Origin of the sequence: Halomonas sp. C22 (genome assembly GCF_007655045.1) — a bacterium.
Taxonomy (GTDB): Bacteria; Pseudomonadota; Gammaproteobacteria; order Pseudomonadales; family Halomonadaceae; genus Vreelandella; species Vreelandella hamiltonii.
The window spans coordinates 68,199-80,892 of the sequence record NZ_VBVC01000007.1 but is presented as its reverse complement, the minus strand read 5'-3'; the positions used below and the strand labels follow the sequence as shown (position 1 = coordinate 80,892).

At 61.6% G+C, this 12,694-nt stretch carries 13 protein-coding genes and 2 tRNA genes; 10 read left to right on the top strand and 5 right to left on the bottom strand.

What is annotated here, in order from left to right:
• The first annotated feature begins 41 nt into the window (after positions 1-41).
• Positions 42-569: a bactofilin family protein gene (locus FEU76_RS13765; RefSeq protein ID WP_039181058.1), complete on the top strand. Its 528-nt coding sequence runs from the start codon at positions 42-44 to the stop codon at positions 567-569.
• An 18-nt stretch (positions 570-587) separates the two neighbouring features.
• On the opposite strand, the gene FEU76_RS13760 is transcribed toward FEU76_RS13765, so the two are convergent.
• Genes FEU76_RS13760 through hemA form a run of 5 tightly spaced genes read right to left on the bottom strand, consistent with a single transcriptional unit; the run spans position 588 to position 5,122 of the window.
• Positions 588-1,343 carry a molybdopterin-synthase adenylyltransferase MoeB gene (locus tag FEU76_RS13760; RefSeq protein WP_144983750.1) on the bottom strand — a complete coding sequence of 252 codons (756 nt, stop codon included), beginning with the start codon at positions 1,341-1,343 and terminating at the stop codon, positions 588-590.
• 4 nt (positions 1,344-1,347) lie between these two features.
• Positions 1,348-1,848, bottom strand: a complete 501-nt coding sequence (locus FEU76_RS13755) for an Lrp/AsnC ligand binding domain-containing protein (RefSeq protein ID WP_016914425.1) — start codon at positions 1,846-1,848, stop codon at positions 1,348-1,350.
• A 30-nt stretch (positions 1,849-1,878) separates the two neighbouring features.
• Positions 1,879-2,727 carry a peptide chain release factor N(5)-glutamine methyltransferase gene (gene prmC, locus FEU76_RS13750; RefSeq protein ID WP_081195661.1) on the bottom strand — a complete coding sequence of 283 codons (849 nt, stop codon included), beginning with the start codon at positions 2,725-2,727 and terminating at the stop codon, positions 1,879-1,881.
• Positions 2,727-3,815, bottom strand: coding sequence for a peptide chain release factor 1 (gene prfA / locus FEU76_RS13745; RefSeq protein WP_144983748.1), 1,089 nt, complete (start codon positions 3,813-3,815; stop codon positions 2,727-2,729). The genes prmC and prfA overlap by 1 nt, the downstream gene beginning before the upstream one ends.
• Entirely contained in the window at positions 3,812-5,122 is a 1,311-nt protein-coding gene (gene hemA, locus FEU76_RS13740) for a glutamyl-tRNA reductase (RefSeq protein WP_039181071.1), read from the bottom strand. Before hemA ends, prfA begins: the two co-directional genes overlap by 4 nt.
• Positions 5,123-5,469: 347 nt before the next feature.
• On the opposite strand from hemA, the gene FEU76_RS13735 reads away from it, so the two are divergent.
• The 9 genes from FEU76_RS13735 (at position 5,470) to FEU76_RS13695 (ending at position 12,646) form a co-directional block, all read left to right on the top strand.
• Positions 5,470-7,137, top strand: a complete 1,668-nt coding sequence (locus FEU76_RS13735; RefSeq protein ID WP_373294907.1) for a tetratricopeptide repeat protein — start codon at positions 5,470-5,472, stop codon at positions 7,135-7,137.
• A gap of 45 nt (positions 7,138-7,182) precedes the next feature.
• Entirely contained in the window at positions 7,183-7,854 is a 672-nt protein-coding gene (gene lolB, locus FEU76_RS13730; protein ID WP_039181075.1) for a lipoprotein insertase outer membrane protein LolB, read from the top strand.
• 42 nt (positions 7,855-7,896) lie between these two features.
• On the top strand, positions 7,897-8,757 hold the full coding sequence (gene ispE, locus FEU76_RS13725; RefSeq protein WP_096922650.1) for a 4-(cytidine 5'-diphospho)-2-C-methyl-D-erythritol kinase: 861 nt from the start codon (positions 7,897-7,899) through the stop codon (positions 8,755-8,757).
• A gap of 31 nt (positions 8,758-8,788) precedes the next feature.
• A tRNA-Gln gene (locus FEU76_RS13720) sits at positions 8,789-8,863 on the top strand.
• A 59-nt stretch (positions 8,864-8,922) separates the two neighbouring features.
• A complete protein-coding gene (locus FEU76_RS13715) occupies positions 8,923-9,864 on the top strand; it encodes a ribose-phosphate pyrophosphokinase (protein WP_172416021.1) in 942 nt (313 codons plus the stop codon).
• Positions 9,865-9,961: 97 nt separating this feature from the next.
• Positions 9,962-10,591 carry a 50S ribosomal protein L25/general stress protein Ctc gene (locus tag FEU76_RS13710; protein ID WP_016914433.1) on the top strand — a complete coding sequence of 210 codons (630 nt, stop codon included), beginning with the start codon at positions 9,962-9,964 and terminating at the stop codon, positions 10,589-10,591.
• 146 nt (positions 10,592-10,737) lie between these two features.
• The gene (pth, locus tag FEU76_RS13705) at positions 10,738-11,319 is read left to right on the top strand and encodes an aminoacyl-tRNA hydrolase (RefSeq protein WP_016914434.1); all 582 of its coding nucleotides are present in this window, start codon (positions 10,738-10,740) and stop codon (positions 11,317-11,319) included.
• Between the two features lie 95 nt (positions 11,320-11,414).
• Positions 11,415-12,506 carry a redox-regulated ATPase YchF gene (ychF, locus tag FEU76_RS13700; RefSeq protein WP_016914435.1) on the top strand — a complete coding sequence of 364 codons (1,092 nt, stop codon included), beginning with the start codon at positions 11,415-11,417 and terminating at the stop codon, positions 12,504-12,506.
• 63 nt (positions 12,507-12,569) lie between these two features.
• A tRNA-Met gene (locus FEU76_RS13695) sits at positions 12,570-12,646 on the top strand.
• Positions 12,647-12,694 lie beyond the last annotated feature (48 nt).

Below are 12,694 nucleotides of genomic sequence, written 5' to 3'. Positions count from 1 at the left end.
TCGCTGCACGGCGACCTTGCCCTACTCCGCAGGCATAGCTCATGTTCAAAAAAACCAAACCTCACGCTGAACACCCCGCCCTTCCCACCACTGACCTTCAGCCTGCGCCAAGCGAGCTCAAGAGCCTGCCTGGTGCCCGCCAGAGCACGTCGGTGATCGGCGGCAAGACACAGCTTCGTGGGGACATTCAGAGTGACGAGGACCTGACCATCGAAGGCCAGGTCACCGGCACCATCCTCTGCAAACAGCATACCGTCAAGCTCGGCGCCACGGGGCACTTGCAGGGCGATGCCTACGCACACACGCTGAGAATTTCCGGTACCGTAGAGGGCAATCTCGTTGCGCTGCACAAGGCCACGATCCACGGCGGCGCCAAGGTCACCGGCACGATCACGACGCCCTGCCTGGTGCTGGAAGATGGCAGCACGTTCCACGGCACCATCGACATGAACCCCGACAACGAGGTGTTCAAGAGTGTCTTTGCTGACAAGCCTGCGCCCAGCTCCGCGCCTCGTCAGAAGAAGACATCGGAGGCGACCAAGGCGGAGGACTCCACCGCCAGCGCGTAATGCAGGCGGTGGGCGACGTCAGTCACGCCCACCGCACACCGGGCACGCCGGGTCACGCGGCACCTGAAAATGACGCCACTGCCCGCTGAGCCCGTCGAAGGCCGACAGCCCCTGATGTGCCTCACCCGCACCGCTCAGCAGTTTGAAGGCCTCGACGGCTTGAAAGCAGCCAATCAAGCCTACCAAAGGGGCCATGACGCCACTCTCGGCACAGCTGAGGGCTTCGTCGTCGCCCTCCTCAGGGGGATAGAGGCAGGCGTAGCAGGGGCTATCTGGCTGACGCGGGTCGAATACCGCCAGCTGGCCGGAAAAGCGAATAGCCGCTCCCGAGACCAGCGGCACACCGGCTCGCTGCGTCGCGGCATTGATGGCATAACGGCTGGAAAAACGGTCGGTACAGTCCAGCACCACCTGAGCCGAGGCCACCAGCTCTGCCAGCAGCTCACCTTCGGCGTGACGCTCGATAGCCACCACCTGGCATTCAGGGTTCAGTGCTTCAAGGCGCTGCTGCGCCGAACGCGCTTTGTTGAGGCCCAGGCTGGCCTGCTGGTGGGCTATCTGGCGCTGCAGGTTGGAAAGCTCCACATGGTCGGCATCTACCAGGGTAATCCGCCCCACTCCCGCCGCCGCGAGATACAGCGCGGCTGGCGAGCCCAACCCGCCAGCCCCGATAATCACGGCGTGGGCGCCGCGCAGTCGCTCCTGACCCTCGATATCCACTTCGGGCAGCATGATTTGGCGGCTGTAACGCAGCAGCGCCTGATCGTCCATCATTGGCTTACTTATCCTCGAATTCCTCGAAATCAGGAATGTGGAGATTGAAGCTCTCTTTCACTTCTTCCATCACCACATAGCTCTTGGACTCTTTCACCCCTGGCAGGGTCAAGACCACATCCCCCAATAGTTGGCGATAAGCGGCCATTTCCGGGATGCGGCATTTCAGGATGTAGTCGAACTGCCCGGACACCAGGTGGCACTCCTGAATTTGCGGCAGCTTTTCCACCGCGCGCCGAAACTCATCGAAGACCGCAGGCGACTGGGTCTCCAGGCTGATCTCGACGAACACCAGCAGGTTCGCCTTCAGGGCGCGAGGATCCAGAATGGCCTGGTAGCCACGAATGATACCGGCACGCTCCAGGCGCTTGACCCGCTCCAGACAAGGGGTTGTGGATAACCCAACTTCTGCGGCGAGATCCACGTAGGAAATACGCGCATTTTCCTGCAAACAGCGAAGGATCTTGAGGTCGATACGGTCCAGCGTTCTATTTTTTGGTTTCATGGCAGGATCCAATACAAATGAATCAGGCGGTCAATAAAGGTGCCCCAGAGTAACCCGTTCATGGCCCCCCATGTCTTGCACACTTTCAACGTTCTGATAGCCCGCCGCCAACAGTGCCTCACGCACACTGGCCGCCTGCTGGTAGCCATGCTCCATTGCCAGGCAGCCACCAGGGGCCAGGTGGGCCTTGGCCGCCTCGATCACATGAAGCAGGTCTGCCATGCCGTTGGCATCGGCAACCAGCGCCGAGTGCGGCTCGAAACGCACGTCGCCCTGGCTCAAATGCGGATCATCGGCCGCAATGTAAGGGGGGTTACTGACGATGATATCGAAAGGCGGCTCCTCTGCCGGAGGCACGAACGCGCTGAGCCAATCACTCAACACAAACCGGGCATTGGTGATCCCCAGTGCGTCGGCATTGCGCTCGGCCAGCGTTACGGCTCCGGGGCGAATGTCGGCACCGATGACCTGCCAGCCCGGCTTTTCACTGGCCAGCGCCAGCGCAATGGCGCCCGTGCCCGTTCCCAGATCCAGTAGCCTGCCCACCGGGGCAGCGGCGCGAGAAAGCGCCACCTCCACCAGGGTTTCCGTGTCGGGCCTGGGAATCAGCGTGTCGGGAGAAGTCGCCAGCCGCAGCCCCCAGAACTCTCGCTCACCGGTAAGATACGCCACCGGCTGCCCCTGGGCACGCGCGGCTACCAGCGCCTCGAAACGGGCTCGCTCCCAGGTGGGGCATTCGCGATCGCCCCAGGTATAGAGCCACGTGCGGCTGCACTGGGCAGCGCAGCCCAGCAATACCTCGGCATCCAGGCGCGGCGTGGGCGAGCCTGCCTGCGCCAACCGCTGGGCCGCCTGTGACAGCAAGGCGTCGAAGGTCATCAGCCGTCCTGCAGGGCCGAGAGCTGCTCTGCCTGATACTCATGGATCAGGGGCTCGATCACGTCATCGAGCTGCTCGCCGCTGACCACTTCGGTCAGCTTGTAGAGCGTCAGGTTGATGCGGTGGTCGGTGATGCGACCTTGAGGAAAGTTATAGGTCCGAATCCGCTCACTGCGGTCTCCCGAGCCGACCAGCGAACGGCGTGCATCGGCCTGCTCCTGGCGCTGTGAATCCACGGCATTGCGCTTGAGCTTGGCCGCCAGCAAGGACATGGCCTTGGCACGGTTCTTGTGCTGGCTGCGCTCTTCCTGGCACTCTACCACCACGCCGGTGGGCAAGTGGGTGATGCGAATCGCCGAGTCGGTGGTGTTGACGTGCTGGCCACCGGCACCGCTGGAGCGGTAGGTGTCCACCCGCAGGTCGGCGGGGTTGATGTCCACATCGCCCACTTCATCCACCTCGGGCATGACCGCCACGGTACAGGCAGAAGTATGGATACGCCCCTGAGACTCCGTCGCGGGCACGCGCTGTACCCGATGGGCGCCCGACTCGAACTTCAGCCGTGCGTAGACGCCGTCGCCCTTGACCCGGGAGATCACCTCTTTATAACCGCCCTGCTCGCCATGGCTGGCACTGACGATTTCTACCCGCCAGCCGCGCTTCTCGGCGTAACGAGAGTACATGCGGAACAGATCACCGGCAAAAATCGCCGCTTCATCGCCACCGGTGCCCGCCCGCACTTCCAGAAACACGCCACGGCCATCGTCAGGGTCCTTGGGGATCAGCAGACGTTTCAGCTCGACGTCCAGCGCTGCCAGCTGTTCGCGGCCATCGCTGATTTCCATTTCTGCCAGTTCACGCATCTCCGGATCACTGTCACGGCTCAGCTGTTCGGCCTCGGCGATGCTGTCTTCGACCCTGCGGTAACGTTGCCAGGCGGCCACCAGCTCTTCCAATTCAGCATATTCCCGCGAATAGTCACGGAAGCGCTGCTGATTGTTGATCACCTCGGGATCGGACAGCAGCATGGCCAGCTCCTCGAAACGGTCGGAGAAGCTATCCAGGCGTTGGCGCAAAGTCTCTTTCATGCGGGTGTATCATCCTTCTGGCGTTTTACCGGAGGCGCAGGCTGCTCGAAGGCAGGTTTGGGCGGCAGTAACAGGCGCGGCGCGGCGTTGAGCAATTCATGGTTTTCCTGCGAAGCAGCGTCACGAATGGCAAGCGTGGGTTGATGCATGAAGCGGTTGGCCAGCTGATGAGCCATCCGCTCGATGACTTTGGCCGGGTCTTCCCCCTTGGCCAGACGTTCCAGCGCCTGCTCCCGCGCTTGATCGCGCAGCGCTTCGCCATGACGACGATAATCTCGAATCACTTCGCCGCCATTGCGAATGCGGCGCTCATGCTGCCAGCTGCCGACGCCGTGTTCAATCAGCGACTCGGCCTGGTCGGCGGCCACTTGGCGATGGCGGCGATTCTCTTCGATGACCTCTTCCAGGTCATCCACGGTATAGAGAAACACATCGGCCAGCTCACCCACCTGTGGCTCGATATCCCGTGGCACTGCAATATCGACCATGAAGACAGGCCGATGACGGCGCTTCTTCAGGGCACGCTCGACCATCCCCTTGCCCAGAATCGGCAGCGGGGAAGCCGTGGACGAGATCACGATATCGGCATGCTCCAGCGCATCCGGAATCTCGGGCAGGGTGATGGCCGTCCCGCCCAGCGCCGCAGACACCTGTTCGGCACGCTCCCGGGTACGGTTGGCCACGGTGAGCTGACGCACGCCCGCCTCATGCAGATGGCGCGCCACCAGCTCGATGGTTTCTCCGGCACCGATCAAAAGCGCCCGTGCACGACTGAAATCATCGAAGATACGGCTGGCCATGCTGACCGCCGCGTAAGCCACCGACACGGGGTTCTTGCCGATACCCGTTTCGGTGCGCACCTGCTTGGCCACGGCAAAGGTGTGTTGAAACAGCCGTTCCAGCTCTCCCCCCAAGCCCTTTGCCTGGCGCGCCTGCTGATACGCGTCTTTCAACTGCCCCAGAATCTGCGGCTCACCCAGCACCATGGAGTCGAGCCCGACCGCTACGCGCATCAGGTGGCGAGCTGCTTCGTTGTCATGATAGTGGTACGCACAGCGTGCCAAATCATCGACCCGCAGATTGTGAAAGCGTCCCAGCCAGTCCAGCACGGTTTGCTCGCCTGCGGCATCGGTCACGCAGTAGAGCTCGGTACGGTTGCAGGTCGAGAGCACCGCGGCTTCGTGGATATGTGGCAGGCCACGCAGCTCGGCCAACGCGCTTTCCAGCTGCGTTGGCGTAAAGGCCACCTGCTCACGCACGGCCACGCTGGCAGTACGATGATTAATTCCCAGGGCAAGAAGCGTCATGCGGTCTGCGTCTTCGCTAGTGGATCGGTCGTCACGTCACTGTTCGTCGTTATCGCTTGGAGAGGAGCCGAACAAGGCAGCTTTACGGGTGAATTGTGCTGACTCGGCCCGCTTTCAAGGTGGAACATTCTATCACAACACTGCATGTTCTGGCGCACACCACTTTGCCGCAGGCAGCCAAGCCGCTATGCTGAACACTCGGCCACTTGATCGAGATACGCATGCCCCACCGCGCAACACTTCCGGGTTTGTCCCGAGCACTATCGGGTCTCCCTCTGTTACCGCTGGCCGCGACGCTGCTGTTGAGCGGCTGTCAGCTGTCCTCCACGCTTCCAGATCGCGGGTTCATGAGTGCTAGCCGCGACCCCATGCTGACGGCCCCGCCGGTCACACGCGGCCTGGATGCGGCAGGGCTCAGCACGCTGCTGGCCGCCGAGCTGGCTGGCCAGCGCGGCGACTATCGTTATGCAAGCCGTGGCTACCTGGAAGCCGCCCAGCGCTACAGCGCGCCCGGGCTGGCCGAGCGCGCCACCTTTGCAGCACGCTTTGGCAACGACGCCGCGTTGATGGAAGCATCTGCGCTACGCTGGCGCGAGCTGTCGCCCACCGCGGAAACGCCCAACCGGCTGCTGGCCGCCCTGTCACTGCAGCGCGGTGACTGGCTGGACAGCCTGGAACAGCGGCTGGTGATTGCCGAATCGGGCGGCTACGGCGACATATCGAGTTTCGCCGAGCTTGCGGTGGCGGAAGCAGCGCCACTCAATGTCCTGGTACAGCCGTTACGCACCTATCTGGCGCAACCGGTTGCTGCCGAGCGCGACTCCTACAGCGATGTGCTGCTGGGCACCGCGCTCATCGAAGCCGCCCTGGGCGAGACACAAACCGCTCAGCAGCACCTCGACCTGGTCGAGCAGCGCGAGCCCGAGTCCGCAGCACTATGGCTGGCCAAGGCACGCCTGGCGCTGGAAAGCGGCGACCACCGCGCAGCTCAGCGGGCGGCCCAGCAAGGGCTGAGCCTGTCACCCGATGACGTGCGCTTCATTCTCATGCTGGCCCAGGCCGAAATCCGCCTCAACAACATTACCGCCGCCGAAACCCAGACCAACGCCCTGCTGGAAACCCACGGAGGCAATCAGGAACTGCGCATCGCCCTGGCTCAGCTCTATCTCGAAGAGGGCCACAGTGAGCCCGCCTATCGGCTGCTGCAGCCTCTGATCGGCCAGGACAGAATTCCCAATATTGCCTACTTTCTGCTGGGCGCCATTGCACAATCTCAGGGCGATATCGACAACGCCCTGCTCTATTACCGCCAGGTGCGCGATGGCAACGAGTTCCTGCCTGCGCGAGCAGCCGCCGCTCGTATGCTGATCGACGACGACCGCCTGCTGGACGCGCGCGCCTTCCTGCGCATCGAGCGCATGCGCCACGACACCTACTTTGGCGATCTGGTTCTGCTCGAAGTGCAGCTGCTGGACGATCTCGCCATGGAGCAAGAGGCAAGCGCCCTGCTGGACCGAGAAATCACCCGCACGCCCGACGACACGCGACTGCTGTACCTGCGTGCCATGCGTGGCTGGGAGATGGGCGACCTGGCCGCCATGGAGCGCGACCTGCAGCAGATCCTGCGCACCGAGCCCAACAACCCCGATGCCCTGAATGCGCTGGGCTATACCCTGGCCGACCTGAACATCACCGAGCGCCTGGAAGAAGCCCGGGACCTGATCGAGCGCGCCTATGAAGTCGATCCCGACAACCCGGCCATCATGGATAGCCTGGGCTGGGTATACTTCCGACTGGGCAAACTGGATGACGCCCTGGCGTGGCTGGAAAGCGCCTATTCGCGACTCCCCGATCAGGAAGTATCCGCCCACTTGGCCGAAGTGCTGCATGCCTTGGGGCGCAGCGACGAAGCGCGTCAAGCCATCGCCCGAGCCATGCGGCGTGCCGACCATCACCCCCAAATAGACGAACTGCTGGAACGGCATCCTGAACTAACGCCCGCCAGCACGCCCTAATAGTGCACTCTTCTGGATCCAGACCCTACTGACATGGAGCTTCTAATGTTGACTACGTCATTTCCCTTCGCTCGTTCGGCAAGCCCCCGACTGTCTGGTCGCCTGCCTACTGCGCGTCTATGGGTAGCCGCCCTTGCTCTCTTGACCTTGGCCGGCTGCGCCAACCAGGCACCAGTCGACGAAAGCGGTCGTCAGGCAGGCCAGTGGGAGCGCCAGCAGGCGCAGGTCGAAGATTTCGATAGCTGGACACTGGTGGGCAAAGCAGGCTTGCGCACCCCCCAGGAAAACATCAGCGCCAACCTCGACTGGAACCAGACACCGTTCTACTTCCGCATGCTGATCAGCGGTCCCTTTGGCGGCGGACGCAGCGTACTGGAAGGACGTGAAGGACGCTTTTCGCTGAGCACCAGCGATGGCCGCTTCGAAGCCGAAACTCCGGAAGCCCTGATGGAAGAGCAGTTGGGCTGGTCACTGCCGGTACGCGCCATGCCCGACTGGGTGCGCGGCTTGCCCGGCGACCACGCCAGCTATCAGCTGGAAACCGACGAGCTGGGCTTCCCCCGCTTCCTGCAGCAGGATGGCTGGGAAATCGACTACCGTGACTGGGAGCGGGTAGAAGAGATGTGGCTGCCCCGCCGTCTGGTGATGAACTACGGCGAGGTACGCATCACCCTGGTAGTCAACCAGTGGCAAGCTGCCAGCCGCACGGCCGAATAAGCGCCGCTTCATCGCCCTGCACTTTCATTTTAGAGAACCGGCATGTCCGCAACACCCCATTCGCTGATTCTACCGGCTCCGGCCAAACTGAATCGCATGCTGCATATCGTGGGCCGTCGACCAGACGGCTACCACGAGCTGCAAACGCTGTTTCAGCTGATCGACCTGTGCGACACGCTGACGCTCACGCAACGCCAGGACAGCCGTATCGAGCTGACCACGCCGCTGGCAGGCGTTGCCGACGATGACAATCTGATCGTCCGTGCCGCACGCCTGCTACAGCAGAAAAGCGGCCATCACAACGGCGTATCGATCTCCATCGACAAGTGCCTTCCCATGGGCGGCGGCCTCGGTGGCGGCAGCTCCAATGCTGCCACCGTGCTGGTGGGTCTCAATCAGCTGTGGCAGCTTGGCCTGGATCGCCAGACCCTGGCCACGCTGGGGCTGAGCCTGGGCGCCGATGTGCCGGTGTTCGTGCATGGCCACAGCGCCTGGGCAGAAGGCGTTGGCGAACGGCTCACTCCTGTCACGCTGGACACCCCCTGGTTTGTGGTGATTCACCCCGGCGTGAGCGTCTCGACGCCCGCCATCTTCCAGGATGCGGAATTGACACGCGACAGCCTCCCCATTACTATGGCGCGCGCACTGCAGGGGGGAGCGGCCGAATGGCGCAACGACTGCGAGGCAACGGTCAGGAAAGGCTACCCGCTCATTGCGGATGCACTTGACTGGCTCGCACAGTATGCACCGTGCCGATTGACCGGTACGGGCGCTTGTCTGTTTGCCGCCTTCGACACACAAGAGGCAGCACAGGCAGTGGCCAAGCAAGCCAACCAGCGCTGGAAAGCCTGGGTGGCCAAAGGGCTCAACACCTCTCCCCTACAAGATGCTCTGGGCTGCTGAAAGCGCCCGGTCGTCGCATCAGGCTGTTTGCTGGGGTATCGCCAAGTGGTAAGGCACCGGTTTTTGGTATCGGCATTCCCAGGTTCGAATCCTGGTACCCCAGCCAATCCTGATGTTGATCTGCGTTTTCTCCCCTGATCCCCAACACTGCAAAGGTGGCTGCGCGTGTCAAAATTGATGGTCTTCACCGGGAATGCCAATCCCGAACTCGCTCAAAAGATTGCCGAGAGCTTGGACAGCCGCATGGGTAATGCCACGGTGGGTCAATTTAGCGACGGCGAAATCGCGGTCGAGATCAATGAGAACGTGCGTGGCAAGGATGTCTTTATCCTGCAATCCACCTGCGCGCCGACGAATGACAATCTGATGGAACTCATTCTGATGGTCGACGCCCTGCGTCGTGCATCGGCTGCTCGTATCACGGCAGTGGTTCCCTACTTCGGCTATGCCCGCCAGGATCGTCGTGTACGCTCCGCCCGCGTCCCCATCTCGGCAAAAGTAGTGGCCGACATGATGGTAAAAGCAGGCGTCGACCGCGTCATGACCATGGACCTGCATGCCGACCAGATTCAGGGCTTCTTCGATGTGCCGGTGGACAACGTCTATGGCTCTCCGATCCTGCTCGACGACATCGAACGTCAGAACTACGACGATCTGGTGGTGGTATCCCCCGATGTCGGCGGCGTAGTACGTGCTCGCGCCATCGCCAAGCAGTTGAATGCCGACCTGGCCATCATCGACAAGCGCCGCCCCCAGGCCAACCAGGCGCAGGTCATGCACATCATCGGTGAAATCGAAGGCCGCACCTGCGTGGTCGTCGATGACATGATCGATACCGCAGGCACCTTGTGCAAAGCGGGTGAAGCCTTGAAAGATCATGGCGCGGCGCGGGTCGTCGCCTATGCCACCCACCCGATCCTGTCGGGCCCGGCGGTAGACAACATTACCAACTCCGTACTGGATGAAGTCGTGGTGACCGACACCATTCCGCTGGCCGACCATGCACGTCGCAGCGGAAAGATTCGCCAGTTGAGCGTTGCTGGCCTGATTGCGGAAGCCATTCGCCGCGTCAGCAACGAAGAATCCGTCAGCGCGATGTTCCACTGATCGCCTGATGTGACAAGCCCCCTTCTGGGGCCATGGGAACGTCGTCGTCTGGTCGCGGGCGGCGGCGTTTCCTTACTTAAACCAAGAGGCAATTAACATGTCTGATTTTATCCTGAAAGCCAGCGTTCGTAACGACCTGGGGAAAGGTGCGAGCCGCCGCCTGCGTCGTGCGAACCAATTCGTACCGGCCGTTGTGTACGGCGGTGAGAAAGGCGCGCAATCCATCTCTGTCGAAAAGACCGCTTTCTACAAGGCGATCGAAGACGAGTCATTCTTCTCTTCCGTCATCAAGCTGGTCGTCGACGGCAGCGAAGAGCAGGTCGTTGTTCGTGATCTGCAGCGCCACCCCTTCAAGCCGCTGCTGACCCACGCCGACTTCATGCGCGTCGACGCGACTCACGCCATCACCATGAACGTGCCGCTGCACGTGGTGAACGAAGAGAAGTGTGTGGGCATCAAGGACCAGGGCGGTGAACTGCACGTACTGGCCAACGAAGTTGCCATCAGCTGCTTGCCGAAAGATCTTCCTGACTTTCTGGAAGTGGACATCAGCAAGGTCGAGCTGGGCACCACCCTGCACCTGTCTGACCTGACCTTCCCGGCGGGCGTCACTTCCGTTGACCTGTCCCACGGTGAAGAGCACGACAACGCCGTACTGAGCATCACTGCTGTCAAAGTACGTGTTGAAGAAGAAGGCGAAGGCGACGCAGAAGAAAGCGCCGAGTAAGCCGCCGAGTAAGCCAAGGCGCAGCGGTATTGCGCCCCGAGCCATGCCCGCATGGCTCGGAAATGATAAAATCAAGCGCCTCGGCGCTTGATTTTTTTTTGCGACTCGAGACACGCTGCCATTTTCATCCTACTGGAGCTGAGCACATGAGCCAGGTAACGGCCATTATCGGGCTGGGCAACCCCGGCGCTGACTATGATGCAACCCGCCACAACGCCGGTTTTTGGCTGGTCGAGGCCCTTGCCCGCAGCGCCCACAGTGAACTGCGCCCGGAAAAGAAGTTTCTGGGGCTTTATGCCAAGGTACGCCTGGGCGAGCACGAGCTGCACCTGCTGAACCCCTCGACCTTCATGAACCGCAGCGGCGCTGCGGTGGCTGCGCTGACCCAGTTCTTCAAGCTCACTCCAGAGAACCTGCTGGTCGCCCATGACGAGCTGGACCTGCCCCCCGGCCAGGCACGCTACAAGACCGGTGGCGGGCACGGCGGCCACAACGGCCTGCGCGACATCATCAGCGCGCTGGGCAACCAGAAGCAGTTCCACCGCCTGCGTATCGGCATCGGCCACCCCGGGGAAGCACGCCAAGTGGTCAATTACGTGCTGGGCCGCCCTGGCAAAGCCGAACAGGAAGCCATCGCGCACGCCCTGGAGGAGAGCCTGGCCACGCTGCCGCTGGCACTTTCCGGTGATTGGGCTAAAGCCATGAACCGCCTTCATAGCGTAAAATAGCAGCACGTTTGATCAGTCGTGTGATCGCACACGTTTATTCACTGTTGGCCAGCGCCTCACGAGATAGCGCTGGCCTAGCGGCCAGGAAGTAATGTATGGGCTTTAACTGCGGTATTGTCGGCCTACCCAACGTAGGCAAATCCACCCTGTTCAATGCACTGACGAAGTCAGGTATCGATGCCGAGAACTTCCCGTTCTGCACCATCGAACCCAACGTCGGCATCGTTCCCATGCCAGACCCACGCCTGGATAAGCTGGCAGCCATCGTCAAGCCCGAAAAAGTCCTGCCGACCACCATGGAATTCGTGGATATCGCCGGCCTGGTAGCGGGTGCTTCCAAGGGCGAAGGGCTCGGCAACAAGTTTCTCGCCAACATTCGTGAAACCCAGGCCATTGCCCACGTGGTGCGCTGCTTCGACAACGACAACGTGATCCACGTGGCCAACCAGGTAGACCCCCGCGCCGACATCGAAACCATCAACCTGGAACTCGCTCTGGCCGATCTGGATACGGTCGAAAAAGCCAGCCAGCGCCTGGTGCGCGTGGTCAAGGGTGGCGACAAGGACGCCATGGCCACCAAGGCGGTGCTGGACAAGATTCAGCCCCACCTGGCAGAAGGCCAGCCACTACGCAGCTTTGGCCTGGATGAAGACGAGAAACGCCAGGTCAAAAGCTTTGGTTTCCTGACGCTCAAGCCCACCATGTACATTGCCAACGTCAATGAAGATGGTTTCGAGAACAATCCCTACCTGGACATCGTCAAGGAGATCGCCGCCGAAGAAGGCGCTGTGGTCGTGCCGGTGTGCAACCAGCTGGAAGCCGAAATCGCCGAGCTCGACGACGATGAGCGCAGCATGTTCCTGGCCGAAATGGGCATGGAAGAGCCGGGGCTGGACCGCGTCATCCGCGCAGGCTATGCCCTGCTGGGCCTGCAGACCTACTTCACCGCAGGCGTCAAGGAAGTACGTGCCTGGACCGTCAAGCAGGGTGCCAGCGCCCCGGAAGCCGCCGGGGTCATTCACACCGACTTCCAGAAAGGCTTCATTCGCGCCGAAGTAATCGCCTATGACGACTACGTCTCGCTGGGCGGCGAACAGGGTGCCAAGGATGCCGGAAAATGGCGGCTGGAAGGTAAGGACTACATCGTCAAGGATGGCGACGTGATCCACTTCCGCTTCAATGTGTAACGAAGCAAACAATCAATGCTTGACGAATGACAAAGGGGTGGGTAATATTCGCCCCCGTTGCACGGCTACGTAGCTCAGCTGGTTAGAGCACATCACTCATAATGATGGGGTCCCCTGTTCAAATCAGGGCGTAGCCACCAACACCGAATCGAGCTAGCAATAGCGAAGGCCCGCTGATTTCATCAGCG

Coding starts and splice junctions, on each gene's coding strand:
- lolB (WP_039181075.1), top strand. CDS start 7,183: ATGTTGACTACGTCATTTCCCTTCGCTCGTTCGGCAAGCCCCCGACTG.
- prfA (WP_144983748.1), bottom strand. CDS start 3,815: ATGAAAGAGACTTTGCGCCAACGCCTGGATAGCTTCTCCGACCGTTTC.
- ychF (WP_016914435.1), top strand. CDS start 11,415: ATGGGCTTTAACTGCGGTATTGTCGGCCTACCCAACGTAGGCAAATCC.
- ispE (WP_096922650.1), top strand. CDS start 7,897: ATGTCCGCAACACCCCATTCGCTGATTCTACCGGCTCCGGCCAAACTG.
- prmC (WP_081195661.1), bottom strand. CDS start 2,727: ATGACCTTCGACGCCTTGCTGTCACAGGCGGCCCAGCGGTTGGCGCAG.
- FEU76_RS13760 (WP_144983750.1), bottom strand. CDS start 1,343: ATGATGGACGATCAGGCGCTGCTGCGTTACAGCCGCCAAATCATGCTG.
- FEU76_RS13755 (WP_016914425.1), bottom strand. CDS start 1,848: ATGAAACCAAAAAATAGAACGCTGGACCGTATCGACCTCAAGATCCTT.
- FEU76_RS13735 (WP_373294907.1), top strand. CDS start 5,470: ATGAGTGCTAGCCGCGACCCCATGCTGACGGCCCCGCCGGTCACACGC.
- hemA (WP_039181071.1), bottom strand. CDS start 5,122: ATGACGCTTCTTGCCCTGGGAATTAATCATCGTACTGCCAGCGTGGCC.
- FEU76_RS13710 (WP_016914433.1), top strand. CDS start 9,962: ATGTCTGATTTTATCCTGAAAGCCAGCGTTCGTAACGACCTGGGGAAA.
- FEU76_RS13765 (WP_039181058.1), top strand. CDS start 42: ATGTTCAAAAAAACCAAACCTCACGCTGAACACCCCGCCCTTCCCACC.
- pth (WP_016914434.1), top strand. CDS start 10,738: ATGAGCCAGGTAACGGCCATTATCGGGCTGGGCAACCCCGGCGCTGAC.